The following is a 26,432-nucleotide window of genomic DNA, read 5'->3' as shown; positions in this document are numbered from 1 at the left end:
GGCAGACGGGAGCGGGGCCGGCGCCGGCGGCCGCCGGCGCACGTGACCGACCCGTACCACCACCGGTCGGCACGCGCGCCCGCCCGCCACCACCCACCACCACAACGGCCGGACGGCCGTCCGCCGCTCGCACGGGATACGGGATCCGAGATGCCAACCTCACCGAGGCACGCACCGCTCACAGCGCCTGTCGCGATCACCGGCATGGGCGTCGTCACACCGGGCGGCAGCACCCCCGACGACCTGTGGGACACCCTGCGCGCCGGCCGCTCGACCGCCGCCGCGCTCACCCACCTCGACCTGTCCCGACACCGGCTCAGGATCGGCTGCCGGGTCCGCGGGCTCGATGCCGTCGGACTGGTCCCCGAGAAGGACGCCCGGCGGATGGACCCCTTCGCGCTGTACGGGACGACCGCCGCGCTCGCCGCCCACCGCGACGCCGGTTCGCCCACCGTCGACCCCGGCCGTACCGCCATCGTCGTCGGCAACGCCGTCGGCGGCCGGACCGTCAGCGACGAGCAGTCCCGCCTCTTCACCGAGTCGGGGCCCCACCGGGTCAACCCGCTCATGCCGCTGATGACGATGCCCAACGCCGCCGCCGCGCAGATCGCGATCAGGCTCGGCTGGCAGGGCCCCGCCCTGACCATCGCCACCACCTGCGCCAGCGGCGCCGACGCCGTCGGCCACGCGCTGATGCTGCTCCAGACCCACCGCGCCGACGTCGTCCTCGCGGGCGGCTGCGAGGCCACCCTCACCCCGGTCACCCTCGCCGCGTTCGGCAACCTCAACGCCGTGTCGCTGCGCAACGACGACCCGGAGCACGCCTCCCGGCCCTTCGACACCGACCGCGACGGCTTCGTGATGGGCGAGGGCGGCGGGTTCGTCGTCCTGGAACGCCTCGACGACGCACGGGCCCGCGGCGCGCGCACGTACGCCACCGTCGCCGGATACGCGGCGACCTCCGACGCGTACCACCTCGCGATGCCGCTGCCCGACGGCTCCGGTGCCATCGACGCGATGACCGGGGCGATCGCCGACGCCGGCCTGATCCCCTCCGACATCGTCCACGTCAACGCCCACGGCACCTCCACCCCGCACAACGACCGCGCCGAAGCGGCCGCGCTCACCAAGGTGTTCGGCGCCGGCGGACCGCCGGTCACCGCGCCCAAGAGCGTCATCGGCCACCTTCTCGGCGCCGCGGGAGCCGTCGAGCTGATCGCCACCGTCGAGGCGATGCGCCGGTGCGAGGTCCCGCCCACCGCCAACCACGAACACCTGGAGCCAGGCATGGAAATCGACGTGGTCCACGGCGCCCCGCGCCCCGTGGCCTCCGGCCCCGCGCTGTCGAACTCCTTCGGCTTCGGCGGCCACAACTCCACGCTGGTGGTGACGCCGGCATGACCACCACCCCGACCGCCGCGACGACCCCGGCCGAGGCACTCGCCCCCGCCGCGGCCTCCACCGTCACCGCGGCGCACCTCGCCGCCTACCGGGACGCCGTACGCTCCGCGCTCCCCGCGACCGACATCCCGGCGGCCCGGCTCGCCTCGCCCGTCCACGCGTTTGTCCTCGCCCACGCCGTCGCCGAGCAGACCGTCACCGCCCTGACCGCCGCCGAGACGGGACCCGTCTCCGTCGTCCACCTCGGCCAGGACATCCGCTGCCTGCGGCTCGTCGCCCCCGGCGAGCGGGTGACGGTACGGCTCGACGTGCTCGGCGCCCGCCGCGAGCCGCGCGGCACCCGCGTCGCCCTGCGCTCCCGGCTCACCGGGGACGCCGACGGGGGAGCGGAACCCTTCGCCGAACTGCTCACCAGCGCCCTGCTCGTCGGCGCCACCGCACTCGACCCCTTCGGCGACATCTCGGCCGGAGCCCCCGCCCCGAAACCCGCGGGGACCGGCGAACCGGCCGTCGCCACCCACGAGGTGACCGAGGAGTGGATCGCCCGCTACGCCCGCGCCTCCGGCGACCTCAACCCGATCCACCTCGACCGGGACGCCGCCCGCGCGGCCGGCTTCGCCTCCGTCATCGCCCACGGCATGAGCGTGGTGGCCCTGGCCGTCGAGGAGATCACCGACCGGTACGCCGAGGGCGACCCGGCGCGGGTACGGGGCATCGGCGCCCGCTTCTCGTCCCCCGTGGCGCCCGGCGAGCCGCTGCGCCTCGAACTCCAGCCGGACGCCGCGGGCCGGGTGGTGCGCTTCACCGGCCGTACCCCGGCCGGACCCGCGGTCAAGAGCGGCTGGGTCCAGCTCGCCGGCCCCGGCACCGATTCCGGCACCGATTCCGGGGCCGCAGCCACCGGAGGCAGCCATGAGCGGTGACAGCCCCGGCCCCGGCGGACTCGTCGGCGGATTCCTCCGCCAGGTCCGCGAGCGCCCCGACGCGCCCGCGCTCGTCTGGAACGGCGAGGAGACCTCGTACCGCGAGCTCTACGAACAGGCGGGCCGGCAGCGCGAACGGCTGGAGGGCCTCGGGCTCACCCCCGGCGAGCCCGTCGGCGTCCTCGCCACCAAGTCGCCCGCCGCCGTGGCCCTGGTCCTGGCCTGCCTCCTCGCCCGGCGCCCCTTCCTCCTGCCGTCCCCGGCCCTCGCCCCCGCCCTGCTCGCGGACCTGTTCGCCCAGGCGGGCTGCCGCCGGGTGATCACCCCCGGCGCCGGGGACCCGGGCGTCGTCCCCAACCCGGACGTCACCCCGCAGCCGCTCTCGCCCCGCGAGGCCGCCGAGGTGTCGTTCATGCTCACCACCTCGGGCTCCACCAGCCTGCCCAAGATCGTCCCGCTGGGCCGCGACGCCGTGAACCGCTTCGCCGCCTGGGCCGGACCCGCCTTCTCGATCACCCCGGGCACGACGGTCCTCAACTACGCCCCGCTCAACTTCGACCTCTGCCTGCTGGACGTGTGGACCACCCTGGCCCACGGCGGCCGGGTCGTCCTCGTCGACCCCGCCCTCGCCGCCCGCGGCGGACACCTCCTCGACCTGCTCGTGCGCCACGACGTCCAGGTCGTCCAGGCGGTGCCGATGTTCTACGGCCTGCTCCTCGACGCGGCCGAGCGGCGCGGGCTGACCCTGCCCGCCGTCCGCCACGCGATGTTCACCGGTGACGTCATCCCCGACCGCACCCTCGCCGCGCTGCCCGGGCTGTTCCCCTCGGCGCGGATCCACAACATCTACGGCTGCACCGAGACCAACGACAGCTTCGTCCACGAGGTGACCGCCACCACCGCCGCACCCGTGCCGATCGGCGTCCCCCTCCCCGGGGTCGAGGCCCTGGTCCTGGACCCGGACGGGCGGCCGGTCACCGGCCCCGGCTCCGGCGAGCTGTACGTGTCGACGCCGTTCCAGTCGGCCGGCTACCTCGACAGGACCCGGCACGCCGGCGTCTTCACCGGCCACCCCCTCGGGCACGACGACCGGCCCTGGTTCCGTACCGGTGACCTCGTACGGCGCGACACCGAGGGGCGGCTCCACCTCACCGGCCGCGGCGACCACCAGGTCAAGGTCCGGGGCGTGGCGGTGAACACCGCCGAGGTGGAACGGGTCCTGCTCGACCACCCCGCCGTGCTCGAAGCGGGCGTGGCCGCCGTGCCCGACCCCATCGAGGGACGCGTCCTGATCGCCGCCGTGCAGCGCGCGCCCGGCAGCGGCGTGAGCACCCTCGAACTGCGCAGGCACTGCGCCCAGGGCCTGCCCCGGGCCGCCGTCCCCGCCCAGCTGCGGATCGTCGACGAACCGCTGCCCAAGACCGCCACCGGAAAGGTCGACCGCAGGGCGCTCGACCGGCTCCACCCCCTGTCACCAGCGAAAGGAAGAACGTCATGAGCCACGTCGGCACCATCAAGCAGTTCGTCATCGAGGAGTTCCTGCCCGACGTCCGCGCGGAGGAGCTGGCCGACGACCACGACCTGCTCTCCGACGGCGTCATCGACAGCCTAGGCGTGCTGAAGCTGATCGCCTGGGTCGAGGACCGGTTCGAGGTCGCCATCGGCGACGAGGACCTCGACCCGGACAACTTCCGCAGTGTCGCCGCGATCGACGCGTTCGTCTCGGGCGCGCGCCGGCCAGAGGTCGCGGGAAACTGACGTGCACCTCGCGATCCTCGGCCTGCTCGAACAGCGCGCCCCGGTGGGGCGCGAGACCTGGCGGTCGTTCTGGGACCAGCTCGGCGACGGCGGCCTCGACCGTACGCAGGCCGTCGCCCTGCTGACCTCCCTGGCCACCCGGCTCCCCGACCACGAGACCCTGCGGCACCTGCTGGACTCGCTCGCCGAACGGCGGCCGGCCCGCTCGGCGGCGCGTTGGCCCGGCACGGTCAACGTGGTGGGCACCGGAGGCGGTCCCCGGACCTTCAACATCTCCACCGCGTCGGCGTTCGTCGCCGCCGCGGCGGGCGTCCGGGTCGTCAAGACCGGCTCACGCGCGTACTCCAGCGGTCTCGGCTCCGTCGACCTCCTGGAGCGGCTCGGGATCCGGCCCACGTCGTCGTACGAGCAGACGGGCGCGACCTTGGAGCGGTACGGCATCGCCTTCGCCGGACCGTTCGTCTACCCCGCGCAGCTGACCCGGCTCGCCAGGACCGTCGCGCCGCTGAGCATGAAGCCCTTCGGCCGCTTCCTGAACGCGCTGGGCCCCTTCCTCGCCGACCTGCCCGTCACGGCGCAGGTCACCGGGGTCTCGGCGGGCGCGCCGCTCGCCGAACTCCGCGCCCTCGCCGGGACCGTGACCGACCGCGCGCTGTGGCTGACCGTCAACGACCGGGGGGCCGACGAACTGCTCCCCTTCACCGACAACACCGTCCACACCGGCGACGGCGGCGAGTTGACCCTCAAGGCCGGTGAACTGGTGCCGTCCGACGGAGGGTTCGAGGACATCGGCCCGGCCGCCGACCCCGCCTCGGCCGCCGACCACTTCCTGTCCGTCCTCGACGGCGCCGCCGGTGAGGTGGCCACCCGCACGATCTGCCTCAACGCCGCGGCCCTGGCCGTCGCGAGCGGCCACCTCGCCGACTGGGCCCAGGCCGTCGCGGCGGCCGGCGAAGCGGTGCGCGGCGGCGCCGCCCGCGCCCTGGCCGAACGCGTCCGCGCCGACCAGGCGCGGCCACCGGCCCGTACGGGCGGAGCGGCCCGTGTCTGACTTCTTCACCCGCGCCAGGACGACCGGTGAGGGGCCCGGCCTCGCGCTGTTCCTCAACGCCGGGGACCCGCCGCTCGACGTCCTCGCCGACCTCGTGCGGATGCTGGACGACGAGGGCGTCGACTGCCTCGAACTCGCGGTGCCCTTCCCGGACTCGGTCACCGACGGACCCGTGATCCGCCGTTCGGCGGACCGCGCGCTCGCCCGCGGCGTGGGCCTGGACGAGGTCCTGGAGTTCATCGCCGCCGTCCGCCCCGGACTGCGCACCCTGCGGATCGCCCTGCTCGCCGACTGGAGTCACTCGCTCAAGCACCGGGACCTCGCGGCCACCACCCGCGCCGTCGCCGACTCGGGCGCGGACGGCCTGCTCGTCCACGCGCTGCCGCCCCGGCTGCGCGACGCCCACCTCGCCGCCGCCCGCGAGGCGGGGCTGCCCGTCGTCACCACCTGCTACCAGCAGAGCCCGCCCGCCACTCGGGCGGAGGCGGCGGCCCACGCCACCGCCTACCTCTATCTCGTCGCCCACTACGGACGCAGCGGCACCGCGCCGGCCACCGGCCACGCGGACCTGGCCGGCACGGTCAGCGCGCTCCGGGCGCACACGACGTCCCCGATAGCCGTCGGCTTCGGGGTCAGGACCAGACAGGACGTGGAGGCCGTACGCGCCTGCGGAGCCGACGGAGTGATCATCGGTTCCGCGGGCGTCGCCACGATCGAGCAGGCACTCGACCAGGGCGACGACCTCGTCCGCGCCTTCCGCGACTTCGTCCGGTCCGTCTCTCCCATCCCGACCAACACCATCGCGAAAACAGGGAGTTGAACATGATTATCCGTGACCTGGAGAACGTCAAGACCGTCGAATGGGGCAACGGCCTGAGCCGTCGCTTCCTCACGGCCGCGGACGGCCTCGACTACAGCGTCACCGACACCACCGTGCGCGCCGGCACCAAGTCCCGCCTCCAGTACCGCAACCACCTGGAGACCTGCTACTGCATCGAGGGCTCCGGCGAGGTGGTCGAGCTCGACGGCACGTCCCACCCGCTCCGGCCCGGCGTCCTCTACGCACTGAACGAGAACGACCCCCACTACCTCGTGGCGAGCCCGCACGAGGACCTGCGCCTGGTGTGCGTCTTCTCGCCGGCCCTCCAGGGCGACGAGGTCCACCAGCTCGACGAACACAGCTCCTCCGCCTACTGATCCACCCCAGACCCCGCACGGTCCGTACGTACATCGAAAGGCTCACCGTGATCCGCTGGAACGCCGATCAGACCGACCTGCGCGAGGGCCTGGCACGGTGGGGCGAGGCCCTCAGCGCCGGCCACATAGAACAGGACGAACACGCCACGTTCTCCTGGGACAAGTGGAAACTGATCCGGGAGACCGGCATCCTCGGACTGCCCTTCGGGGAGGAGTGGGGCGGCCTCGGCCAGTCCCTGCTCACCACCATGCACGTGCTCGAAGGCCTGGGCGAGAACTGCCGTGACTCCGGGCTGAGTTTCTCGGTCACCACCACCATGGCCAGCACGGGCGTCCCCGTCGAGCAGTTCGGCACGGCCGCCCAGAAGGACACGTACCTCACCCGGATCTGTTCCGGCGAGGCCATCGGCGCCCACGCGATCACCGAGTCGGAGAGCGGCTCGGACGCCATGGCGATGACCACCCGGGCCGTCCGCGACGGCGACCACTTCGTCCTCGACGGCGGCAAGATCTTCGTCAGCAACGGGCCCATCGCCGACGTGTTCGTCGTCTACGCGCGTACCCGCCCGGACGGCGGCGCCCTCGGCGTCACCGCGTTCCTCGTCGACCGGGACACCCCGGGACTGGTCATCGGGAAGCCCACCAAGAAGATGGGCCTGCGCACCTCACCCATCAGCGAGCTCTACTTCGACGGCTGCCGCGTGCCCGCCACCCAGGTCCTCGGCCGCGTCGGCGGCGGGTTCCTCGTCCTCGACCACGTGATGAAGCGGGAGATCCTCTACTCCTTCGTCGTCAATGTGGGGGAGATGCGGCACCGCCTGGACCGCTGCGTCGCCCACGCGAGGACCCGCCGCTCCTTCGGGCGGACCATCGGCTCCTACCAGGCCGTCGCCAACAAGATCGTCGACGCGAAGATCCGGCTGGAGACGGCGGCCAAGTGGCTGTACGACACCGGCGAACGCCTCGCGGCCGGCGAGAACGTCACCACCGACCTCGCCATCGCCAAACTCCTCACCAGCGAATCCAACCTCGCCACCAGCCTCACCGCCGTCCAACTCTTCGGCGGACACGGCTACATGACCGAGTACGGCCTCGAGAAGGACGTACGCAACGCCGTCGCGGGCACCATCTACTCGGGCACCAGCGAGATCCAGTACAACCGCATCGCCTCGATGATGGGCCTCGGCACATGAGCGGGCCGGCCGCCGTGCTCAAGATCTGCGGAGCCACCGAAGAGGCCGACATCGACCTGCTCGCCACCCACGGGGCCAGCCACGTCGGTCTCTGGCACGGGGTGCCCGGCGGCCACGCCGACCTGCCCGAGGACCGGCTGTCCGACCTGGTCTCCGCCGCCCACGCCACCGGCCGCCTCGAACCGGTCCTCGTCACCTTCCTCGGCGACCCCGAGGCCCTCGCCGCGCTCGCCCGCCGCACCGGGCTCCGCTGGCTCCAGCTCCACGCCTACCAACCGCCCGGCGTGGTCAGGGCGCTGCGGGCCGCCCTGCCCGACGCGGTCCTGGTCAAGGTGCTCCACCTGCGCGCGGGCGGCTGCCCGGAACGCCCGCTGATCGGCGCCTACGAACGGGCCGGCACCGACCTCTTCCTCCTCGACACCACCACCGAGGACGGCCGTGTCGGCAGCACCGGACAGGCCCCCCGCGCGCGGGACGCGCTCGACCTCCTGCCGCGCCTCACCCGGCCGTTCCTGCTCGCCGGGGGCATCACCCCCGACCACCGCCCCGGCCTCGCCCCCGTCGTGAGCCACCCCGGCTTCCGCGGGGTCGACGTCGACACGGCGGCCCGCGACGGCCACGGCCGCCTGGCGGCGCCGGCCGTCACCGCCCTGGCCCGCGCCTGGCGGACGACACACCCCCTGGAGGAGACCAGATGACCGCCCGTTTCCTGGAAGCCCTGCTGGCCGCGGAACGCCCGCTGGTCATGGAGGTCAAACGGCGCGACGCGCACGGCTACGACCTGCTCGGCGGCCGCACCCCGGCCGCGATCGTGGAGTCGTACGAGAAAGCGGGCGCGCCCTGCGTCTCGGTGGTGACCGGCCGCTGGTTCGGCGGGACGACGGCCCTGCTGCGCGACGTCGCCGCCCTCACCGACCTGCCCCTCCTCCAGAAGGACTTCATCACCCGCAAGGACCAGCTGACGGCCGCCAGGGAACTGGGCGCGTCGGCCGTCCTCCTCACCGCCGCCCTCCTCCCCAGGTCGAGCATGCGCACCCTGATCACCGGCTGCCTCTCCGAGGGGCTCACCCCCTTCGTGGAGGTGACCCAGGAAGCCGAACTCGACGGGCTGCCGCACGCCGACGAGTGCGTGATCGCGGTCAACAACAAGGACATCAAGACCAAGGAGAGGGATCGCGGAGACCTGGACAGGAGCCTGGCCCTGCTGCCCGCCCTCCGCGCGTCCGGTACCCGGTGTCCGGTGAGCGCCAGTGCCATCGACAGCCCCGCGGCCGCCGCGCGCCTCCTCGACGCGGGCTACGCGGGTCTGCTGGTGGGCACGTCGCTGCTGCGCACCGACAGCGCGGCCGCCTGGCTGGAGGACCTGGACCGCGCCAGGGCCCGGCCGTCGGCCCGCACGCCCTGACCCCGTCCCGTACCGCCCCTGGAGACCACCACCCATGACCGCCCCGGCCGACACCACCCCGCCGCCCGGCCCCGCCCTCGGCCCCGCTCCCGATTCCGCCCCCGCCGTCCGGCCCGTCGTCCTGGACGCCGACGGCGTCCAGGTGTCCGGTCTGCTCGCCGAGCCGGCCGCCGTCGCCGAGGGCGGCGCACCCCGCGCCGTCGTCGTCGCGATCCACGGCCGCGGCATGTGCGCCGACTACTTCAACGGCCTGGCCGACCCGGTCAACTCCCTGCTCACGCTGGGCGCGAGGCTCGGCCACACCGTCCTGGCCCTGGACCGCCCCGGGTACGGGCTGTCCGCGCGCCAACTCCCCGACGGCCTCTCCCTCGGCGAGCAGGCCGACGTCCTGAACACCGCGCTCGCCGCCTTCGCCCTCACCCACCCCACCGGGGCCGGCCTCTTCCTCGCCGCACACTCCGACGGCGGCAAGGTCGCCCTTCACATGGCGGCCGCCGAGGCCGGCGGGTCGTTCCTCGGCGTGGACGTCAACGGCTGCGGCTGGCAGTACAACCCGGAGGCCCGCCACTTCCCCGACACCCTCGGCGGCGGCGCGTCCCGCCTCAACTGGGGCCCGCTGCACCTCTATCCGCCCGGTACGTTCCGGGCGAGCCGCACCCTCCTCCAGCGCGTCCCCCGGCACGAGGCCGCCCAGACCGCCTCCTGGCCCGGACAGTACCCGCGCCTGGCGGGCCGGATCACCAACCCCGTACGGCTGACGTTCGCCGAACACGAACTGTGGTGGCGGCTCGGCGACGACGACCTGGCCGCGATGACGGCCCTCCTCACCGCCGCCCCGCACGTCACGGTGGAGCGGCTGCCCGCCGCGGGCCACAACATCAGCCTCGGGTACGCGGCCCCCACCCACCACCTCAGGACGGTGGCGTTCCTGGAGGAATGCCTGCTCCGCCGCCGGGCGGGCGGCACGCGCTGACGGCCGCGGGCGCGGCCCCGCGCGGGTGATCACGATGTGGCCACGGCGGAACGCAGCGCCACGCGACGGCTACTGTGCGAACCCACAGGCGCCTCGGGCCTGTCCGGGACCGACTACAGGAAGGACCTCCGCCATGGCGGCAGAGACCGCAGACCGTCCGCCGTACTCCCCGTCCGGCCCCCGTGGCCTTCTGTCGGGATGGTCGGAGGGGCGGCGCTCGTTCTCCTTCGAGTTCTTCCCGCCGAAGACCGAAGCGGGCGAACGCACCCTCTGGAACGCGATCCGCCGCATCGAACCGCTCGCCCCCACCTTCGTCTCCGTGACGTACGGCGCGGGCGGCTCCTCGCGCGACCGCACCGTCGAGGTCACCAAGCGCATCGCCGCCGAGACCACCCTCACCCCGGTCGCCCACCTGACGGCCGTCGGCCACTCCGTCGCCGAACTGCGCCACATCATCGGCCAGTACGCGGATGCCGGCATCCGGGACGTCCTCGCGCTGCGCGGCGACCCGCCGGGCGACCCGCGCGGCGAATGGGTCCGCCACCCCGAGGGCTTCGCCCAGGCGAGCGAACTGGTCTCCCTCATCAGGGATTTGGGCGACTTCACGGTCGGCGTGGCCGCCTTCCCCGAGCGCCACCCGCGCTCCGCCGACTGGGACACCGACATCCGCCACTTCGTCGCCAAGTGCCGCGCGGGCGCCGACTACGCCATCACCCAGATGTTCTTCGACGTCGACGACTACCTCAGGCTGCGCGACCGGCTCACCGCCGCGGGCTGCACGACGCCGATCATCCCGGAGATCATGCCCGCCACCGACGTACGGCAGATCCGCCGCTTCGCCGAACTCAGCGACGCCCGCTTCCCCGACCACCTGGCCCGGCGCCTCGAAGCCGCCAGGGACAGCCCGGCCGACGGCCACCGCATCGGGGTCGAGCACGCCACGGCCATGGCCGAGCGGCTGCTCGCCGAGGGCGCCCCCGGTCTGCACTACATCACCCTGAACCGGTCCACGGCCACGCTGGAGATCCACCAGAACCTCGGGGTGGCCGCGCGGGAGCCCCGCGTACCGGCCGCCGCCCCGCGCTGAACCCGCGGCGGCCCGTCCGATTCCCGCGCCGCGACACCGACTTGGACGCAGGGACATGCACCTGAGCTTTACAACCATGTACCGTCTCAGCGCCGTGCACTTGACTGGTCCCATGAGGCGGACGTCAGACAAGGAACTCCCATGAGCCACTTCCCGACCGGCACCCCCCAGCCCTACGTCGCCCACCCCTCGCCCCCCGTGGGCGCGCCGGCGGTGCGCCGCAGCAGAGCGGCCGGCCCCCTGCTGATGATCGCGACCATCACCATGGGCCTCATGGCCGGCCTGTTCTTCGCCTTCGACGTCTCCGTCATGCCCGGCCTGGCGAAGGGCGACGACCGCACCTACGTCGCCGCGATGCAGAACTTCAACGCGCTCATCGACGGCAGCGGACTCTTCGGCATGGTCTTCGTCGGGGCGCTCCTGGCCACCGGCATCGCGGTCTTCCTGGAACACCGCCAGGGCCGCCGGTCCGCCGCGCTCTGGATCGCCGCCGCCGCGGCGCTCTACCTGGTCGCCCTCGTCATCACGTTCAGCGTCAACATCCCGCTCAACAACGAGCTGGCCGCCGCCGGGGACCCGGCGAAGATCACCGACTTCTCGATCGTCGACAAGTTCAAGGACACCTGGGTGGCCACCAACATCGTGCGGACCCTGGTCTGCACCGCGGCGCTGGGTTTCCTCGCCCGCGCCCTGGTGCTGCACGGGCGCGGGACGACCTCCCCGCTGCGCCCGGGCGCCGTCTGAGCCCCCCTCAGCGGCGCCGTCAGGCCGCAGGTGTCGCGCCCGTCCTTCCCGATCGGCTCCCGGGGAAGGGCGGGCGCTTCGCTGTCCGCACCCCTCCGCGGGGCGCACGGTCGGGCAGTTATTGAAAATGATTACCATCTCGCCTAGGGTGGCGTCGCGAGTGACGTCAACAGTGGGTGAGGGGCGATGGGTTCGACTGCGCGATCCGCGCGTGTGGTGGGGGCGCTGGCGCTGGCCGCCGCCGGACTGCTGTCCGGCGGGGCGGCCGCCGGCGACGGGGGTACGGGAGCGTCGGCGCCGCCGGTTGTCTCGCTGTCCGGACCGGCGGTTCCGCCGGCGGGCAGCGCGGCCGGCGAGGGGGCGGACGAGGTGGCGGACCAGCGCCTCGTCGTCGACAGCGGTCATGTCGACGCGATCGCCGCGCGCATGGTGAACGGCAGGTTCCGGACGCTGTTCAAGGACAGCAGGACGGACGACGTCACCTGGCACGAACCCACCTCGGTTGTCATGCATCTGACCTCCAAGGGCCGCGAGACGGTCCCCGACCCCGCCGACGGCCTGGCCTTCCTGGGCGAGGCGGGTGACACGTACTACACGATTCCGCAGACCCAGGACCCGGACGTGCTGTGGGCGGGATGGAACACCGAGGAGTTCCAGGACACCGACGTCCAGGGGCAGTTCGGCCTGTCGCTCGACAAGGTCGAGGGCCCGGGCGGCCTGTTGGTCTTCGCCTGGTCGCCGTTCGGCGAACCACTGATGCGGTTCGACAGCAGGGACGGGCTGCCCGACGCGTACGACGTGCCCGCGCGCACCCACGAGCACGCGAACTGGGTGTTCACCCACGAGGGCGTCTACCGGATGACGTTCACCTTCCGGGCGAGGCTGGCCTCCGGGGAGGACGTCTCGGACAGCCAGGTCTTCACCATGGCCGTCGGTGACGTGGACCCGGCGGAGGTGACCCTGCCGGGGGACCCCGACCCGGGCGGTCCCGGCGATCCCGGTGAGCCTGGCGATCCGGGCGATCCGGGCGATCCGGGTGGGCAGGGCGACCCCGGTGGCGCCGACGGCGGTACGGCCGCGGGCGGCGCCCAGCCGGGTGGCTCCAACAGCGGCGCCACGGGCGGTGGTTCGGCCGACGGCGGCACAACATCGGGCGGCGGCACCGGCGGTACGACGGCCGGTACGACATCCGGTTCGGGCTCCGGCTCGGCGTCGGGCTCCGGTTCAGGTCCGGCGGCAGGCGGTACCGGCTCCGGCGCGGCGGTCGGCGACGAGGGCGAAGGCACCTCCGGCGCCGGTGTGGTGCCCGCGACGGGCGGGGAGCCGGACGGCCCCCTCGCGTCCGGCGGCGCCGCCGCGCCCTCGGGCGCCCTCGCCGCGACGGGTTCGGGAGTCACCGTCCCCCTCGGCGCGAGCAGCGTGCTCCTCCTCGGCGCGGGCACGGCCACCGTCGTCCACCTCCGCCGCCGCGCGGCCCGCGCCGCCCGCCTCTGAGCCCCCAGTCGCCCGACCCCACGCGTCCGACCCCCACTCGCCGGAAGACGGAGTACACACCTCATGGCAACACCCAGGACAGCGCGGTGGGCCGCCGCCGGAGTCATCGGTTCCGTCGCGCTGGGCGCGGGCCTCGCGCCCGCGGCGGTCGCCGGCACCCCGGACGGTGCCGTGCCCCCGCGGATGGCCCTGTCCCTCGAAGGCGACCGCCTGGCGCTGGACCTCAGGTCCGCACCGGACAGCACGGCCTCCCAGGACACCACCGTCCCGGCGGACCTGGAGATCGGCCAGGACGGCACCGGCTCACCCGCGTGGGACACGTCCGGCATACCCGCCGGCACCCCGGTCGACTGGGCCCTGACCGGCATCGAGGGCCCGGGGGACCTGACCGTCTCGGAGGCCGCCGACGGCCCGGACGCCCCGCCCGTGCGGTTCGACAGCACCGACGGGCTGCCCGACGTGTGGCACCTGCCCGCCACCACCGAGGGCGACACGCGGTGGGCCTTCACCCGGCCGGGGGAGTACCGCCTGACCTCCCGCGCCACGGCCCTCCTGCCCGGCGGCGGGACGGCCACGGCGGAGACGGAGTGGACGGTACGGGTCGCGGCGGCGCCCGCCCGTACCCCCGTCGGCCCCGACGCCCCCACCACCCCCCTGCCGTCCCCGAGCGCCGGCCCACCCACGGCGCTCCTCCCGGGACGGACCCCCCAGTCCCCGCCGGCCGATCCGCCCGGCGCCCCGCTCCTGGCCCGGAAGTCCACCACCCACTCCGCGGCCGGCAGAGCGGCGAGCGCCGACGCCCCTTCCGGCTCGGACGCGATCGCCACCGGCAGGACGGTCATCGACGACGGACACGTCGACGCCATCGCCGGGAAGATGGTGAACGGCACCCTGCGGACCCTCTTCAAGGACAGCCGCGACCCCGCCCACGTGGTCTGGCGCGAACCGTCCTCGGTGATCCTCCACGTCAACCCCGCCGCGAAGGAGAAGGTGCCGGCCGACCGCGCCTACGCGTTCCTCGGCACGGCGGGCAAAGCCTTCTGGCTCATCCCCCAGGTGCAGAAGCCGGGCGTGGTGTGGGCCGGCTGGAACACCGAGTCGCTGCGCGGCAGCGCGCTCGAAGGCCCGGTCGACCTGCGTCTGACCAAGGTCGCGGGGCCCGGCCCCCTCGCGATCTGGGAGACGGCCGGGCTGGGCGGCGCCCAGGTCCTCTACAACAGCGCCGACGGACTGCCGGACGGCCGGAAGGTCAACCTCGGGGTGCACGCCCACGCCAACTGGGGCTTCGCCGAGGAGGGCGTCTACCGCGTCACCTTCCAGCTCGCCGGGCGCCTGGCGTCGGGCGCGTCCGCCACCGACACCCGTACGTACACCTTCGCGGTCGGCGACGTCGACCCGAACGCCGTCACCCCCGGAACCGCCACCGGCGACGGCGACGGCGGCGGCAAGAGCGGTCCCGGCGCGCGGCCGGGTGCCACCGCGACTCCTCCCGCGGGCTCCGGCTCCGGTACGGGGAAGGGCGGTCCGGCCGGCCCGGACGAGGCGGCGCCCGGCGGCAGTCTCGCGCACACCGGCGGCGGCCCCGCCCTGCCCCTGGCGCTCGGCGCCGGCGTCCTCGTCGTCGTCGGCGGCGCCGCGATCACCGCCACCCGCGCCCGGCGCCGTACCGCCCGCCCCTGACCCACCGACGGACCGATGGACCCGCCGGCCCCCCACGGCCGGCGGACCCCGGCCGCCCTCTCCGCCCGGGGATCCGCGACCACGCCTGGGGTCGCGCACACCCCTTCCCCGGCCGGCGCCGGTCCTCCCCCATGCAACCGGCGCCGGCCCCCCTCTGCCTCCTGGAGTCCCCTCATCATGCGCATGCCCGGACCCGCCCCGCGGGCGCTGGTCACCACCGCCGTCCTGGCCCTCGCCCTGTCCGGGTGCACGGGACACGCCCGCCCCGGCGCCGACACGGACCGCCCGGGCGCCGCCCTGCGGGTCGTCACCACCACCGAGATCCTCGCCGACCTCGTCCGGCAGGTCGGCGGGGACCGCGTCCAGGTCGACTCGATCGTGCCGCCCGGCGCGGACCCGCACGCGTACGAACCCACCCCGCGCGACGCGGACACCGTGTCCCGGGCCGACGTCACCTTCACCAACCACCTGCTGCTGGAGGAGCACGCCCTCATCAAGGCCGTCGACGCCAACGCCAGGAAGGGCACGCCCAACGTGTCCCTCGCCGAGGCGTCCGAGACGTACGGCGCGCACGTCATCCCCCTGGTCGAGGACATCGGCCTGGACGTGCTCTGGCTCGGCCTGCGGGTCCGCGGTGACGGCGCCGCGCGCGGCGCGACCCGCTCCTCCGACGTGCTGCTCTCCGCCACCGACGTCCAGGGGCCGGGCAAGCTGGTGGCGTACCTGACGGAGTCCCTCGGACAGCCGCTCGTCCTCTTCGACTCGCGCGACGGCCTCACGGCCAAGGACACGACGAGCCTGCCGCCCGCCGCGCACACCCACCTCAACTGGGCCTTCACCGAGCCGGGCGTCTACCGCCTCACCCTGGAGGCGAAGCTCAAGAACGCCCACGGAGCATCACGCCCGGTCGGCAGGGGCACCTTCACCCTCGCGGTCGGGGTCGACCCGCACACCGTGGCGGGACCGGGGACGACGATCCTGGACCGCGGGCACACCGACCTGACGGTCAACATCGACAACGGCCGGCTCTCCGCCTTCACCGATCTCCGCACCCACGGCAGGACCCAGGAGGAGATCCCGCCCGGCGAGGTCGTCGTCGAGGTCCCGAACCGGACCCTGGTGAAGGTCCCGGACGACCCCCGCTTCTCGTTCCTGGGCAGGGGCGGTACGGAGATCCACCAGCTCCCGCAGGCCGTGCTCGGCAAACACGTGCACGGCGAGATCGACCCGCACCTGTGGCAGGACGTGCGGAACGCCAAGGCGTACACCCAGCTGATCCGCGACACGCTGCGCGATCGCGACCCGGCGGGCGCGGCCGCCTACACGGCGAACAGCCGCCGGTACGAGAACGAACTCGACTCCCTCGACACGTACGTACGCGACCGCATCGCCCATATCCCGCCGGGAAGGCGGCAGTTGATCACCACGCACGACGCGTTCGGCTATCTCGCCGAGGCCTACGGCATGACCGTCGCGGGCTTCGTCGTCCCCAACCCCGCCCAGGAGCCGAGCGCGGACGACGTGGAGAAGCTGACCAGGACCATCAAGAACCTCAAGGTCCCCGCCGTCTTCATGGAACCCAACCTGGCCCGGCGCGCCACGGTGCTCACCCAGGTCGCGGAGGACCAGCACGTCGACGTCTGCACGCTGTACGGCGACGCCTTCGACGCGAACGTCCGCCACTACACCGACATGATGCGGCACAACGCCGACGAGCTCAGCACCTGCCTCGGAGGCACCCGGTGACCACCTTCACCCCGCACAGGTCCGCCATACGCCGCCCCACCTCGCGGCGCTCCGTCGCCGCCGTCCCGGTCGTCGCCGCCTCGGTTCTCGCGCTCCTCCTCGGCCCCGCCGCGCCCGGCACCGCGGCCGACCGGGTGGGGGTCGCGGCGCCCGGGGACCGTACGGTCGTCGGTGACGGCCACGTCGACCTGGGACCCCGCTTCGACCGGGGCCGCTGGGCCGTGGAGATCCGCGACGACACCGCCGACCCCGCCACCTGGCGGGCCCCCGACGACGTGGTGCTCCAGGTCGGGGACGCGGCCCGGATCACCGTTCCCGACGACCGGGCGTTCGCCTTCCTCGGCGAGCCGGGCGCGCGCGTCTGGCTCCTCCCGCAGGTCCAGCGGGAGGGCGTGCTGTGGCCCGGCTGGAACAGCCAGGACCCGGAGGTCGCGGCGACCGTCGACCGCGAGGTCACCTGGCAGCTCACCGGTGTGCGGGGCCCCGGCGACTTCGTCCTCTTCCTCAACGGCAGTTTCGGCACCCCGACGGTCCTCTTCGACGGGCGGAAGCCCCTGCCGCAGGAGACCGGGATCGAGCTGAACAGCCACGTGCACGGCAACTGGGCCTTCACCAGGCCGGGCACGTACCTCCTCGACGTACGGATGACCGCCGAGGACAAGGACGGCACCCACTACGAGGACAGCAGCACCCTGCGGTTCTCCGTCGGCCCGCAGGACCCGCGGCGGGCGTTCGCCCCGCCACCGTCCGCCGGCCCGGCCGACGGCTCCGCCGCGCTCCTCCGGTGGGGAGCCGGCGGCGCGCTGGCCGTCGTGGCCGCCGTGGTGACCCCGCTCGTACGGCGCCGGCTCCGCGACCGGTCCCGCCGCCAGGAAGGAACCCGGACATGACCCCGGACATGACCCCGGACACGACCCCGCCCACCTCGTCCGCCCCGCCGGTCCTGGAGGTGTCCTCCCTCTCGGTGGAACTGGGCGGCAGGCTCGCCCTCAGCGACGTCGGCCTCACCGTCCGCGCCGGTGAACTGGTCGGCCTGATCGGCCCCAACGGCGCCGGCAAGACCACCCTCCTGCGCGCGATCCTCGGCCTGCTCACCCCGCACACCGGCAGCGTGCGGATCGACGGACGCCCGGTGGAACGCAGGCGCGGCTCCGTGGGATACGTACCTCAACGGCACGAGTTCGCCTGGGACTTCCCCCTCTCCGTGGAACAGGCCGTCCTCACCGGACGCACCCGCCGCATCGGCCTCCTGCGCCGCCCCGGCCCCGCCGACCGCGCCGCCGTGGCCGAGGCGATCGAACGGGTCGCCCTCACCGCGCTGCGCCGCCGCCCCATCGGGGAACTCTCCGGCGGCCAGCGCCAGCGGGTCCTGGTGGCCCGCGCCCTCGCCCTGCGCCCCTCGCTGCTCCTCCTCGACGAACCGTTCACCGGACTCGACGTCCCCACCCAAGAACTGCTCACCTCCCTCTTCCACCAACTGCGCCAGGAGAACAAGGCGTTGCTGATGACGACGCACGACCTGCCCGCCGCCGCCGGCATGGCAGGCCGGCTCTGCCTGCTCAACAGGACCGTCGTCGCCGACGGGCCGCCCGGGGAACTGCGCGACCCGGCGGTCTGGCTGCGCGCCTTCGGCGTGACCTCCTCCGACCAGCTGCTGACCTCCCTGGGAGTCACCCGATGAACGCGACCCTCGACTTCCTCACCGCCCCCTGGGAACACGTCTTCATGCAGCGGGCGTTCGCGGTCGCCGTCATGTGCGGGATCGTCTCCGGCGTGGTCGGCAGCCATGTGGTCCTGCGCGGAATGGCGTTCATCGGGGACGCCGTCTCGCACGCGGTCTTCCCCGGCGTGGCGATCGCCTTCGTCCTCCACCTCGACCTCGTTCTCGGCGGGGCCGCCGCCGGACTGCTCACCGCCCTCGCCGTGGCGGTCTTCTCGCAGAACCGGCGGCTCAAGGAGGACAGCGTCATCGGGGTCTTCTTCGCCGCCGCGTTCGGCCTGGGCATCGTCGTCCTCAGCACGGCCCCCGGCTACAGCGGCTCCCTGGAGTCGTTCCTCTTCGGGCAGATCCTCGGCATCAGCGACTCCGACGTCCTCACCGTCGCCGTCACCGGCCTGGTCCTGCTCCTGGTGTCCGGGGCCGTGCACCGGGAACTGGTCACCGTCAGCCTGGACCGCGAGACGGCCCGGGCCGCCGGGCTGCCCGTCCTCGCGCTCGACGTCGTCCTGTACGCGCTGGTCACCGTCACCGTGGTGATCTCGCTCCAGGCGGTCGGGAACATCCTCGTCCTCGCCCTGCTGATCACCCCGGCCGCCTGCGCCCGGCTCCTCACGGACCGCATCGGCGTGATGATGGTCCTCGCCCCCGCGATCGGCGCCGCGTCCGCGACGGCCGGGCTCTACCTGTCGTACGCGTACAACCTCGCCGCGGGTGGCCTGATCGTGCTCGTCGTGACCGGCGTCTTCGTGCTGTGCTGGCTGTTCGCGCCCCGGCATGGCCTGATCGCGTCGGGTCGCCGCCGCCTCGGGTACAGTGAGGTCGTCCTTCAGCAGTGACCGACCGAGGAGGTGGACCCCATTACCGCTGTATCAGGCCGGGTGCTCCCCCTCACGGCCGTGCGGTCCGACCGACCCAGGTGACCGCGGGAGCGCCCGTAGGCGTTCCCGAAAGGCTCCCATGCCGGTTCCACCGTCCCCTCTCACCTTCCCCACCGTGGTCACCACGCTCCGCGCTGCCGGCTGTGTCTTCGCCGAGGACGAGGCGCGGCTGATCCTCTCCACCGCCCGCACCCCCGCCGAACTCACCGCCATGGTGGACCGCCGGGTCGACGGGCTTCCCCTCGAACACGTCCTGGGCTGGGCGGAGTTCAGGGGCCGCCGCATCACCGTCGATCCCGGGGTGTTCGTCCCGCGCCGGCGCACCGAGTTCCTCGTCGACCAGGCGCTGGCGCTCGCGGGCCCCGGCGCCGTGGTCGTCGACCTGTGCTGCGGTACGGGGGCCCTCGGCGCGGCGCTGGCCGCCGAGCTGGCCGGGGTGGAGCTGTACGCGTCCGACATCGACCCCGCCGCCGTCCGGTGCGCCAGGACCAACGTCGCCGCCGCGGGCGGCCGGGTGTACGAGGGCGATCTGTACGAGCCGCTGCCCGCCGGGCTGGCCGGCCGCGTCGACGTCCTGCTCGCGAACGTCCCGTACGTCCCCACCGGCGAGATACCCCTGCTCCCCGCCGAGGCCCGGCTGCACGAGGCGCGGGTGGCGCTCGACGGGGGAGCGGACGGCCTGGACGTCCTGCGGCGGGTGACCGCCGGGGCCGCGCGCTGGCTGGCATCCGGCGGCAGCCTGCTGTTCGAGACGAGCGAACGCCAGGCCGCCCGCGCCGTGGCCACCGTGACCGGGGACGGCCTCCTCGCGCGCACGGCCACCTCCGACGAGCTGTACGCGACGGTGGTCGTCGGAACGAAGGCGCCCGCCCGCCCCTGAGCGCACCGCACGCACGCGGGAGCGCCGGGCAGGCCGTCAGGCCCTGCCCGGCGCTCGGCCGCAGGTCACACGTGCGCGGCGGCCGGTCCGGCGTGCTCGTGCTCGCACGCGTCGTCGATGCCGTACGTGTCCCACGCGGGGAACGGATCCGACGCGGGTACGCCCTCGCCGTCGGCCAGCAGGCACCCGTCGAGCGCGCTCCGCAGCGCCTCGGCCCGAAGTCCCGTACCGATGAAGACCAGTTCCTGGCCCTGCGCGGTGTCGGGGCCGCGCGCGCCCGACGGCTCGAAGCGGGCCACGGACCCGGCCTGCGACCACAGACCGGTCACGTGCGGCCGGCCCGCCAGCCAGAAGAAGCCCTTCGACCGGAGAACCTCCCCGAAGTCGCCGCTGTCGAGCCGCCGCGTGACGAAGTCCCACAACCGGCCCGGGTGGAAGGCCCGTTCGGCGCGGAAGACCGTGCTGGAGATGCCGTACTCCTCCGTCTCCGGCACATGGTCGCCGTTCAACTCCCGTACCCAGCCCGGCGCCTGCTGCGCCCGCTCCAGGTCGAACAGGTGCGTGCCGAGGACGTCGCGCACGTTCACCCGCCCCCGGACGGCCGGCACGATCCGCGCGACCGGGTTGAGCCGCAGCAGCGTCGCCGTCAGCCGGTCCGCCGCCGCCGTGTCCACGAGGTCGAGCTTGTTGAGGACGATGACGTCGGCGAACTCGATCTGGTCGACGAGCAGGTCACTGACCGTACGGTCGTCGTCCTCGTACGGGGCGAGCCCCCGCTCGGCCAGCCCGTCCCCCCGCTCCAGCTCGGGCAGCAGGTTCACGGCGTCCACGACGGTGACCATCGTGTCCAGCCGGGCGAGGTCGCCGAGCGTCGCCCCGTCGTCGCGCGGGAACGCGAAGGTGGCGGCGACCGGCATCGGTTCCGAGATACCGCTGGACTCGATCAGCAGGTAGTCGAACCGGCCCTCCCTGGCCAGCCGGTCGACCTCCTCCAGCAGATCGTCCCGCAGGGTGCAGCAGATGCACCCGTTGGTCATCTCGACCAGGCGCTCCTCGGTGCGCGACAGCGCGGCCTCGCCGCCCCGCACGAGCGCCGCGTCGATGTTGATCTCGCTCATGTCGTTGACGATGACCGCGACGCGCAGGCCTTCGCGGTTGGTCAGGACATGGTTGAGCAGGGTGGTCTTGCCCGCCCCCAGGAACCCGGACAGGACCGTCACGGGCAGTCGTTCCGACGTCATGCCGGGCATTCTCGCTCTCCGTTCGCGGATCTCGGTCCCACCGCTCCCGGCTATCGGCTCTCCGGGCTGAGCAGCCCGCGTTCGTACGCCCTGACCAGCCGCTGCGGTACGAGATGGACCGTGCCGTCGATCGTGACGGGGACCAGGGCGGGGGTGCTGGCCTTCCACTGGGCGCGGCGGTGACGGGTGTTGCTGCGGGACATCTTCCGCTTCGGTACGGCCATGGCGCTTCCTCCTGAATACGCGGCTGCGGGGTGACTCCGCACGCTACATGAAAATGGATTCCATTACGAGGTTATGGTCGTACTCCGAATGCCGCACGCGAGGTGACGTGATCCCCGGAGCGTCGTTGGGGAGGCGAATCAGGCCGGGTGGTGTGCGGGAAGCCGGACGCCGGCCGGTCTCCGACGGACGACCGGAGAGAACATGACCACTGCTCACGCCCCCCACCCCGACCACACCCACCGCCACGGCGAGGGCTGCGGCCACGTCGCCGTCCCGCACGGCGACCACGTGGACTACGCGCACGACGGCCACCTCCACCAGGTGCACGGCGACCACGTGGACGAGTGCGAGGCCGCGGCCCACGCGACGCACGGCGACCACGGTCACCAGCACGGCGAGGGCTGCGGCCACGTCGCGGTGCCCCACCGCGACCACGTCGACTACGTGCACGACGGCCACCGGCACGCCGGCCACGACGGGCACTGGGACGACCACTGAGGCAGGGTGGCGCGCGCGGGTGTGCGCGTGACGTGTGAACGGGCGGGTGGCCCCTGACGTCTCAGGGGCCACCCGCCCTTCCATGGGGGCGCCGCCGGGCCCGGGCCCGGCCGGCTCCCGGCTCAGCCGACGGTGAAGTGGTACGCGACCGGGGCCGAGGTGACCGTCGTGCCGTCGGTGAGGGTTCCGGAGGCCCGGAAGGTGAGCGTGTAGGTGCCCGCGGCCTCGAACGCCCAGTTGGTGTGGTGGTGTTCACCGGCGGTCGCGACCACCGTGTCGGGCAGGCCGTCGCCGCTGTCGAACTTCTTCACGGGCGTGCCGAGGGTGACGTCGTACACGCTCACGTCGGCCGGCCCGCTGACCGAAGCCAGCGTCAGCCGCACGGAGTTGTTCTGGAACACCCCCGTCGGGACCTCGTGGGCGGCCCAGCCCGCGAACAGCAGGTTGGGATTGCTGGTCTGCGGCAGGATCCAGACGGGCGCGCCCGCGGCGCCGAGGAACGCGTAGGCGCGGTTGGCCGGAACCTGCGTCCTGGCTTCCGGCTTCACGCGCAGGGTGACCTCCGCCGGGTCGCGTTCCACCGGCGTACCGGTGGTCTCGTCGTGCAGCCCCAGCTCCAGGGCGCCGTCCTCGTAGGCGATGTCGACGACGTCGACATGCCCCGCGGAGAGCGTGATCGGAGCGGCCTGCGCCGGTGCGGCCGCCAGCGCGAGCGAGGCGGCGGCCGCTCCGGTGAAGAGTGCGGCGCGCGTCAGGGTGGTGGTCATCGGACCTCCTGGTAGGAGAAGTGGACATGCCAAAGCTATAAGGAATGAAAATCATGTTCAATAAGATGCCGATGTGACCGCGGTCTCATCGGGGGAGGGATGGCGGGGAGCGGTGGGGAGGGGGCGGGGGAGCGCTCTCCGGAGCGCGTAGCATCGCCCGTATGGAGCAGCGTGTACTGGGCAGGACGGGACGAGACGTCTCCGTCGTAGGACTGGGAACTTGGCAGCTGGGCGCGGACTGGGGGGACGTGACCGAGTCGGACGCGTTCGCCGTCCTCGACGCGGCGGTCGAGTCGGGCGTGACCTTCTTCGACACCGCGGACGTGTACGGGGACGGCCGCAGCGAGCAGCTGATCGGCCGCTACCTCAAGGACCGGCCGGACGCCGGGGTCTTCGTCGCGACGAAGATGGGCCGGCGGGCCGAGCAGCTCCCGGAGAACTACACCCTGGACAACTTCCGGGCGTGGAACGACCGCTCCCGGGCGAATCTCGGCACCGACACCCTCGACCTGGTCCAGCTGCACTGCCCGCCGTCGGCCGTCATCGCGTCGGACGCCGTCTACGACGCGCTCGACACGCTGGTGGACGAGCGGCGGATCGCGGCCTACGCGGTGAGCGTCGAGACCTGCGCCGAGGCGCTGGCCGCCATCGCCAGGCCCGGCGTCGCGAGCGTGCAGATCATCCTCAACGCGTTCCGGCTCAAGCCGCTCGAAGAGGTGCTGCCGGCCGCCCGCGAGGCGGGCGTCGGCATCGTCGCCCGGGTGCCCCTGGCCTCCGGCCTGCTGTCCGGGAAGTACACGAAGGACACGGTCTTCGCCGCCGACGACCACCGCACGTACAACCGTCACGGCGAGGCGTTCGACCAGGGCGAGACCTTCTCCGGCATCGACTACGAGACCGGCCTCGCCGCGGCGGTCGAGTTCGGCGAACTGGCCCCCGAGGGCGCCACGCCGGCCCAGACGGCCCTGCGCTGGATCGTCCAGCAGCCCGGCGTCACGACCGTCATCCCCGGCGCCCGTTCCGTCGAGCAGGCCCGGAGCAACGGCGCCGCCGCCGGGCTGCCCGCCCTGCCGGAGGCGACCCTGGCCGCCGTCCGTGACCTGTACGACCGGCGGCTGCGCGCCTCGGTCCACGGGCGCTGGTAGGCACCGGCTCCGCACGCGGTGGAATCACGTTGATCGGGAGATAAAACGGGATGATCGTGGGCCGATTGCCGCGCCAGGGTGCGGCACGGCTGCAAGAGTTGGTCGTTTCTGTGGCTGTATCGCGTTGCGCCATGTAGCGTCTTGATCAGCTGTCGTGGTTCCGAAGTACCGCTCGCCCGTGACGCACCGTCACGGGCGTTTGTGCTGTTCAGCGTCTCTGCGGACCAAGGCGATCACCTCCGGTTCCCCGTACCGTGCGGGGGACCATGCGTCCCGGATACGGAGATTCAGCATGGCCAGTGGAACAGTGAAGTGGTTCAACTCGGAAAAGGGCTTCGGCTTCATCGCGCAGGACGGCGGTGGCCCCGACGTGTTCGCGCACTACTCGAACATCGCGACCTCCGGCTTCCGTGAGCTCCAGGAAGGCCAGAAGGTGACCTTCGACGTCACCCAGGGCCAGAAGGGCCCCCAGGCGGAGAACATCCTCCCCGCCTAAGGGCAGCCGTTCCGCCCGCCCGCGAGGGCACGGACGACAGGGCGCCGGTCCGACGGGTTCTCCCCGCCGGACCGGCGCCCGCTCCGTTCCGCGGGCCCGGCCGCGCGGCTCAGGCCGTCGGCGCCGGCCGCGGCTCCCTCGTACGGCCCAACTCCCCGCCGCCCGTGCCGCGCAGGGCCAGCCGGCAGCCGACGCAGGCGCCGTGGCCCCCGGCCGCCGTCACGTCACGGACCCGCCAGTCCCACTGGTCGGCGGTACGCGGCCCCGGCGGCTTCCCCCAGCCGGTGAGGTGCAGGACCCAGGTGGCCAGCGCGCCGGCGGCCACCACCCCGAGCCCCAGCCAGATGCCGGGCACCCACGCGGCACACAGCGCGGCTCCCGCGCCGGCCGTCCCGGCGCACGCGACCACCGTGCCCGTCCATCCCGCGACGGTGTGGCCCAGGTCGACATCGCCGTGCGCGCTCATGGGCTTCCTCTCTTCCTCGGAAGGTGTGTCCGTGCACGCGTCCCAGGAACGCGGCACACCCGTGCCGCGCCTAGACTTCCCCCGTGGGGAAGGTATCTCACGTGCTAAGTAACTTAGATGCTAAGGAGAATGGTGGGCAAGGGCAACCCCCGGCCGTCGGCGACCCCCGCAGAAGCGCTGGCGGGGATGGACCGGGTCATGGCGCTGAGTTCCGTCGGCCAGCATCGGGTGGCCCAGCGGCTGGGCATCAACATCACCGACCTGACCTGCCTCGGGCACATCCTCGGGGCGGGGGAGACGCCGATCGGCGCCGGGGAACTCGCCGCCCTGGCCAACCTGACCACCGGCGGGGTGACCGGTGTCCTCAACCGGCTCGAACGGGCCGGGTACGCGCACCGCGAACCGGACCCGGCCGACCGGCGGCGGATCAGGGTCGTGGCCGACCCGTCCACCGCCGCCCGGCTGTACGCGGTCTACGGCCCTCTCTACGACCGGCTCAACGGACTGTTCGCCGGGTACGCGCCCGAGGAGATCGCCGTCCTGGTCGACTGGTTCACCCGCGCCGAGGAACTGATGCGCGTCTCCCTGGACGAGATGCCGGCGCGGCTCGGGGCGGGGGATCCGGCACCGGACGGGACGTGACGGGGCGGACCGGAGGTCACCGGCCGTCGGAGCCGGTCTCCAGGCGCACGACGTTGGACTGCTCCCCGTACACGAAGGCCCGGACGCGGTAGGACGCCCGCTTCTCCTCGGGGAGGGTGATCAGGCCGAAGGAGTTGATGTCGGGGTCGAGGACGGCCACCGGGTGGTACGTCCCGCTCCCCGACGGCCTGGCCTCCAGCAGGAAGCCGTCCTCGTCCGCGGCGTGGTCGGTCCAGGTGAACCTGATGCCCGCCGCGTGCATGACCGTCGCCCGGAGGCCGCCGGGCGCGGCGGCGTCCACCGCCCGCGTCCGCCCCGCCGAGAGCGGGCCGCCGGACGTGTCCACGACCGGGTGGGTGGTGACCGGCGGCCCGTCGAGGGTGCGCGGCGCCGTCCAGGTGTGGTCGTCCTCCTGGTCCTTCGCGGTGGGCTCGCCCGGCGGGAGGGTGACCTCGACCGGCGCCGACGCGGGGCCGAAGTAGGGCCGCAGCCGGTAGAAGAAGGGCGTGTGCGGCATGAGGTCCGGGTGCTCGAAGTCCGTCCGGCCGGGGGCCAGGAACTCCAGCACGGTGTAGGGGCCCGTGGACTCGGTCGCGAACTCCAGCACGCGGCCGGCCGCTCCCGGCTCGTCGCCCGTCCAGCGCAGGGTGACGTCCACCGGGGAGTCCAGCTTCCCGGTCAGCACGGGACCGCCGGCGTGCGGGGCCGGCCGCGCGGCCCTCGCACGGTCGGGTGCCGCGCCGGGCGACGCGGTGCAGCCCGCGAGGGCGAGGACGAGCACCACCAGGGCGGCGGGGCGCGGTCGGGGAAGCACGGAGGAGG

General features: G+C 73.6%; 29 protein-coding genes. 24 read left to right on the top strand and 5 right to left on the bottom strand.

Going from position 1 to position 26,432, the window contains the following annotated elements; all coding sequences use genetic code 11:
- The first annotated feature begins 150 nt into the window (after positions 1-150).
- From HA039_RS01190 to HA039_RS01095, 20 genes are all read left to right on the top strand, one after another.
- Positions 151-1,401, top strand: coding sequence for a beta-ketoacyl-[acyl-carrier-protein] synthase family protein (locus HA039_RS01190; protein WP_167022431.1), 1,251 nt, complete (start codon positions 151-153; stop codon positions 1,399-1,401).
- Positions 1,398-2,324: a MaoC family dehydratase gene (locus HA039_RS01185; RefSeq protein WP_167022428.1), complete on the top strand. Its 927-nt coding sequence runs from the start codon at positions 1,398-1,400 to the stop codon at positions 2,322-2,324. The genes HA039_RS01190 and HA039_RS01185 overlap by 4 nt, the downstream gene beginning before the upstream one ends.
- The gene (locus HA039_RS01180) at positions 2,314-3,822 is read left to right on the top strand and encodes an AMP-binding protein (RefSeq protein ID WP_167022425.1); all 1,509 of its coding nucleotides are present in this window, start codon (positions 2,314-2,316) and stop codon (positions 3,820-3,822) included. Before HA039_RS01185 ends, HA039_RS01180 begins: the two co-directional genes overlap by 11 nt.
- Positions 3,819-4,082: an acyl carrier protein gene (locus tag HA039_RS01175; protein ID WP_167022422.1), complete on the top strand. Its 264-nt coding sequence runs from the start codon at positions 3,819-3,821 to the stop codon at positions 4,080-4,082. The genes HA039_RS01180 and HA039_RS01175 overlap by 4 nt, the downstream gene beginning before the upstream one ends.
- 1 nt (position 4,083) lies before the next feature.
- Entirely contained in the window at positions 4,084-5,133 is a 1,050-nt protein-coding gene (locus HA039_RS01170) for a hypothetical protein (protein ID WP_167022419.1), read from the top strand.
- Positions 5,126-5,953: a tryptophan synthase subunit alpha gene (gene trpA, locus HA039_RS01165; RefSeq protein ID WP_167022417.1), complete on the top strand. Its 828-nt coding sequence runs from the start codon at positions 5,126-5,128 to the stop codon at positions 5,951-5,953. Before HA039_RS01170 ends, trpA begins: the two co-directional genes overlap by 8 nt.
- A 2-nt stretch (positions 5,954-5,955) precedes the next feature.
- Positions 5,956-6,330: an ectoine synthase gene (locus HA039_RS01160; protein ID WP_167022414.1), complete on the top strand. Its 375-nt coding sequence runs from the start codon at positions 5,956-5,958 to the stop codon at positions 6,328-6,330.
- Between the two features lie 47 nt (positions 6,331-6,377).
- The gene (locus tag HA039_RS01155) at positions 6,378-7,523 is read left to right on the top strand and encodes an acyl-CoA dehydrogenase family protein (RefSeq protein WP_167022411.1); all 1,146 of its coding nucleotides are present in this window, start codon (positions 6,378-6,380) and stop codon (positions 7,521-7,523) included.
- On the top strand, positions 7,520-8,221 hold the full coding sequence (locus HA039_RS01150) for a phosphoribosylanthranilate isomerase (RefSeq protein WP_167022408.1): 702 nt from the start codon (positions 7,520-7,522) through the stop codon (positions 8,219-8,221). Before HA039_RS01155 ends, HA039_RS01150 begins: the two co-directional genes overlap by 4 nt.
- On the top strand, positions 8,218-8,928 hold the full coding sequence (locus HA039_RS01145) for a beta/alpha barrel domain-containing protein (protein ID WP_167022405.1): 711 nt from the start codon (positions 8,218-8,220) through the stop codon (positions 8,926-8,928). The genes HA039_RS01150 and HA039_RS01145 overlap by 4 nt, the downstream gene beginning before the upstream one ends.
- 34 nt (positions 8,929-8,962) lie before the next feature.
- Positions 8,963-9,901 carry an alpha/beta hydrolase gene (locus tag HA039_RS01140; protein ID WP_167022402.1) on the top strand — a complete coding sequence of 313 codons (939 nt, stop codon included), beginning with the start codon at positions 8,963-8,965 and terminating at the stop codon, positions 9,899-9,901.
- Positions 9,902-10,034: 133 nt separating this feature from the next.
- Entirely contained in the window at positions 10,035-10,988 is a 954-nt protein-coding gene (metF, locus tag HA039_RS01135; RefSeq protein WP_167022399.1) for a methylenetetrahydrofolate reductase [NAD(P)H], read from the top strand.
- Between the two features lie 141 nt (positions 10,989-11,129).
- Entirely contained in the window at positions 11,130-11,732 is a 603-nt protein-coding gene (locus HA039_RS01130; protein WP_167022396.1) for an anthrone oxygenase family protein, read from the top strand.
- Positions 11,733-11,918: 186 nt separating this feature from the next.
- Positions 11,919-13,226 (top strand): choice-of-anchor M domain-containing protein, encoded by a 1,308-nt coding sequence (locus HA039_RS01125; RefSeq protein ID WP_167022393.1) that lies wholly within the window; start codon positions 11,919-11,921, stop codon positions 13,224-13,226.
- Positions 13,227-13,289: 63 nt separating this feature from the next.
- Entirely contained in the window at positions 13,290-14,906 is a 1,617-nt protein-coding gene (locus HA039_RS01120; protein ID WP_167022390.1) for a TIGR03773 family transporter-associated surface protein, read from the top strand.
- 177 nt (positions 14,907-15,083) lie between these two features.
- Entirely contained in the window at positions 15,084-16,652 is a 1,569-nt protein-coding gene (locus HA039_RS01115) for an anchored repeat ABC transporter, substrate-binding protein (RefSeq protein WP_167022387.1), read from the top strand.
- Complete coding sequence (locus tag HA039_RS01110; protein ID WP_243868992.1) at positions 16,649-17,542, top strand: TIGR03773 family transporter-associated surface protein; 894 nt, start codon at positions 16,649-16,651, stop codon at positions 17,540-17,542. Before HA039_RS01115 ends, HA039_RS01110 begins: the two co-directional genes overlap by 4 nt.
- A complete protein-coding gene (locus tag HA039_RS01105; RefSeq protein WP_243868989.1) occupies positions 17,539-18,333 on the top strand; it encodes an anchored repeat-type ABC transporter ATP-binding subunit in 795 nt (264 codons plus the stop codon). The genes HA039_RS01110 and HA039_RS01105 overlap by 4 nt, the downstream gene beginning before the upstream one ends.
- On the top strand, positions 18,330-19,208 hold the full coding sequence (locus HA039_RS01100) for an anchored repeat-type ABC transporter permease subunit (protein WP_167022384.1): 879 nt from the start codon (positions 18,330-18,332) through the stop codon (positions 19,206-19,208). The genes HA039_RS01105 and HA039_RS01100 overlap by 4 nt, the downstream gene beginning before the upstream one ends.
- A gap of 121 nt (positions 19,209-19,329) precedes the next feature.
- A complete protein-coding gene (locus HA039_RS01095; RefSeq protein ID WP_167022380.1) occupies positions 19,330-20,130 on the top strand; it encodes a putative protein N(5)-glutamine methyltransferase in 801 nt (266 codons plus the stop codon).
- Positions 20,131-20,195: 65 nt separating this feature from the next.
- Here HA039_RS01095 and HA039_RS01090 read toward each other — a convergent pair whose 3' ends face one another.
- Together HA039_RS01090 and rpmF are read right to left on the bottom strand one after the other, a co-directional pair.
- Entirely contained in the window at positions 20,196-21,371 is a 1,176-nt protein-coding gene (locus HA039_RS01090; RefSeq protein ID WP_167022378.1) for a GTP-binding protein, read from the bottom strand.
- A 50-nt stretch (positions 21,372-21,421) separates the two neighbouring features.
- A complete protein-coding gene (rpmF, locus tag HA039_RS01085; RefSeq protein ID WP_167022375.1) occupies positions 21,422-21,595 on the bottom strand; it encodes a 50S ribosomal protein L32 in 174 nt (57 codons plus the stop codon).
- Between the two features lie 202 nt (positions 21,596-21,797).
- Here rpmF and HA039_RS01080 point away from each other — a divergent pair, with 202 nt between their 5' ends.
- Positions 21,798-22,094, top strand: a complete 297-nt coding sequence (locus tag HA039_RS01080; RefSeq protein WP_167022373.1) for a hypothetical protein — start codon at positions 21,798-21,800, stop codon at positions 22,092-22,094.
- Between the two features lie 122 nt (positions 22,095-22,216).
- On the opposite strand, the gene HA039_RS01075 is transcribed toward HA039_RS01080, so the two are convergent.
- Entirely contained in the window at positions 22,217-22,861 is a 645-nt protein-coding gene (locus HA039_RS01075) for a choice-of-anchor M domain-containing protein (protein WP_167022370.1), read from the bottom strand.
- A gap of 161 nt (positions 22,862-23,022) precedes the next feature.
- Between HA039_RS01075 and HA039_RS01070 the strand changes: the two genes are divergently transcribed.
- Both HA039_RS01070 and HA039_RS01065 read left to right on the top strand, forming a co-directional pair.
- The gene (locus HA039_RS01070) at positions 23,023-24,006 is read left to right on the top strand and encodes an aldo/keto reductase (RefSeq protein ID WP_167022367.1); all 984 of its coding nucleotides are present in this window, start codon (positions 23,023-23,025) and stop codon (positions 24,004-24,006) included.
- 292 nt (positions 24,007-24,298) lie between these two features.
- Positions 24,299-24,502, top strand: coding sequence for a cold-shock protein (locus tag HA039_RS01065; RefSeq protein WP_167022364.1), 204 nt, complete (start codon positions 24,299-24,301; stop codon positions 24,500-24,502).
- Between the two features lie 109 nt (positions 24,503-24,611).
- Here HA039_RS01065 and HA039_RS01060 read toward each other — a convergent pair whose 3' ends face one another.
- Positions 24,612-24,968, bottom strand: a complete 357-nt coding sequence (locus HA039_RS01060; protein WP_167022362.1) for an HGxxPAAW family protein — start codon at positions 24,966-24,968, stop codon at positions 24,612-24,614.
- Between the two features lie 129 nt (positions 24,969-25,097).
- Here HA039_RS01060 and HA039_RS01055 point away from each other — a divergent pair, with 129 nt between their 5' ends.
- Positions 25,098-25,610, top strand: coding sequence for a MarR family winged helix-turn-helix transcriptional regulator (locus HA039_RS01055; RefSeq protein WP_208298511.1), 513 nt, complete (start codon positions 25,098-25,100; stop codon positions 25,608-25,610).
- A gap of 16 nt (positions 25,611-25,626) precedes the next feature.
- On the opposite strand, the gene HA039_RS01050 is transcribed toward HA039_RS01055, so the two are convergent.
- Positions 25,627-26,424: a fibronectin type III domain-containing protein gene (locus tag HA039_RS01050; RefSeq protein WP_167022356.1), complete on the bottom strand. Its 798-nt coding sequence runs from the start codon at positions 26,422-26,424 to the stop codon at positions 25,627-25,629.
- Positions 26,425-26,432 lie beyond the last annotated feature (8 nt).

It is taken from the genome of Streptomyces liangshanensis, from assembly GCF_011694815.1.
Taxonomy (GTDB): domain Bacteria; phylum Actinomycetota; class Actinomycetes; order Streptomycetales; family Streptomycetaceae; genus Streptomyces; species Streptomyces liangshanensis.
This window is presented reverse-complemented; position numbering and strand designations above follow the sequence as displayed.

Excerpts from the sequence above, each read along its gene's own strand:
- HA039_RS01100 (WP_167022384.1), top strand. The coding sequence starts at position 18,330 with ATGAACGCGACCCTCGACTTCCTCACCGCCCCCTGGGAACACGTCTTC.
- HA039_RS01080 (WP_167022373.1), top strand. The coding sequence starts at position 21,798 with ATGACCACTGCTCACGCCCCCCACCCCGACCACACCCACCGCCACGGC.
- HA039_RS01060 (WP_167022362.1), bottom strand. The coding sequence starts at position 24,968 with ATGAGCGCGCACGGCGATGTCGACCTGGGCCACACCGTCGCGGGATGG.
- HA039_RS01120 (WP_167022390.1), top strand. The coding sequence starts at position 13,290 with ATGGCAACACCCAGGACAGCGCGGTGGGCCGCCGCCGGAGTCATCGGT.
- HA039_RS01125 (WP_167022393.1), top strand. The coding sequence starts at position 11,919 with ATGGGTTCGACTGCGCGATCCGCGCGTGTGGTGGGGGCGCTGGCGCTG.
- HA039_RS01055 (WP_208298511.1), top strand. The coding sequence starts at position 25,098 with ATGGTGGGCAAGGGCAACCCCCGGCCGTCGGCGACCCCCGCAGAAGCG.
- HA039_RS01090 (WP_167022378.1), bottom strand. The coding sequence starts at position 21,371 with ATGACGTCGGAACGACTGCCCGTGACGGTCCTGTCCGGGTTCCTGGGG.
- HA039_RS01075 (WP_167022370.1), bottom strand. The coding sequence starts at position 22,861 with ATGACCACCACCCTGACGCGCGCCGCACTCTTCACCGGAGCGGCCGCC.
- HA039_RS01115 (WP_167022387.1), top strand. The coding sequence starts at position 15,084 with ATGCGCATGCCCGGACCCGCCCCGCGGGCGCTGGTCACCACCGCCGTC.
- HA039_RS01140 (WP_167022402.1), top strand. The coding sequence starts at position 8,963 with ATGACCGCCCCGGCCGACACCACCCCGCCGCCCGGCCCCGCCCTCGGC.
- HA039_RS01105 (WP_243868989.1), top strand. The coding sequence starts at position 17,539 with ATGACCCCGGACATGACCCCGGACACGACCCCGCCCACCTCGTCCGCC.
- HA039_RS01160 (WP_167022414.1), top strand. The coding sequence starts at position 5,956 with ATGATTATCCGTGACCTGGAGAACGTCAAGACCGTCGAATGGGGCAAC.
- HA039_RS01190 (WP_167022431.1), top strand. The coding sequence starts at position 151 with ATGCCAACCTCACCGAGGCACGCACCGCTCACAGCGCCTGTCGCGATC.
- HA039_RS01065 (WP_167022364.1), top strand. The coding sequence starts at position 24,299 with ATGGCCAGTGGAACAGTGAAGTGGTTCAACTCGGAAAAGGGCTTCGGC.
- HA039_RS01070 (WP_167022367.1), top strand. The coding sequence starts at position 23,023 with ATGGAGCAGCGTGTACTGGGCAGGACGGGACGAGACGTCTCCGTCGTA.
- HA039_RS01130 (WP_167022396.1), top strand. The coding sequence starts at position 11,130 with ATGAGCCACTTCCCGACCGGCACCCCCCAGCCCTACGTCGCCCACCCC.
- HA039_RS01095 (WP_167022380.1), top strand. The coding sequence starts at position 19,330 with ATGCCGGTTCCACCGTCCCCTCTCACCTTCCCCACCGTGGTCACCACG.
- HA039_RS01185 (WP_167022428.1), top strand. The coding sequence starts at position 1,398 with ATGACCACCACCCCGACCGCCGCGACGACCCCGGCCGAGGCACTCGCC.
- rpmF (WP_167022375.1), bottom strand. The coding sequence starts at position 21,595 with ATGGCCGTACCGAAGCGGAAGATGTCCCGCAGCAACACCCGTCACCGC.
- HA039_RS01175 (WP_167022422.1), top strand. The coding sequence starts at position 3,819 with ATGAGCCACGTCGGCACCATCAAGCAGTTCGTCATCGAGGAGTTCCTG.
- HA039_RS01145 (WP_167022405.1), top strand. The coding sequence starts at position 8,218 with ATGACCGCCCGTTTCCTGGAAGCCCTGCTGGCCGCGGAACGCCCGCTG.
- HA039_RS01180 (WP_167022425.1), top strand. The coding sequence starts at position 2,314 with ATGAGCGGTGACAGCCCCGGCCCCGGCGGACTCGTCGGCGGATTCCTC.
- metF (WP_167022399.1), top strand. The coding sequence starts at position 10,035 with ATGGCGGCAGAGACCGCAGACCGTCCGCCGTACTCCCCGTCCGGCCCC.
- HA039_RS01150 (WP_167022408.1), top strand. The coding sequence starts at position 7,520 with ATGAGCGGGCCGGCCGCCGTGCTCAAGATCTGCGGAGCCACCGAAGAG.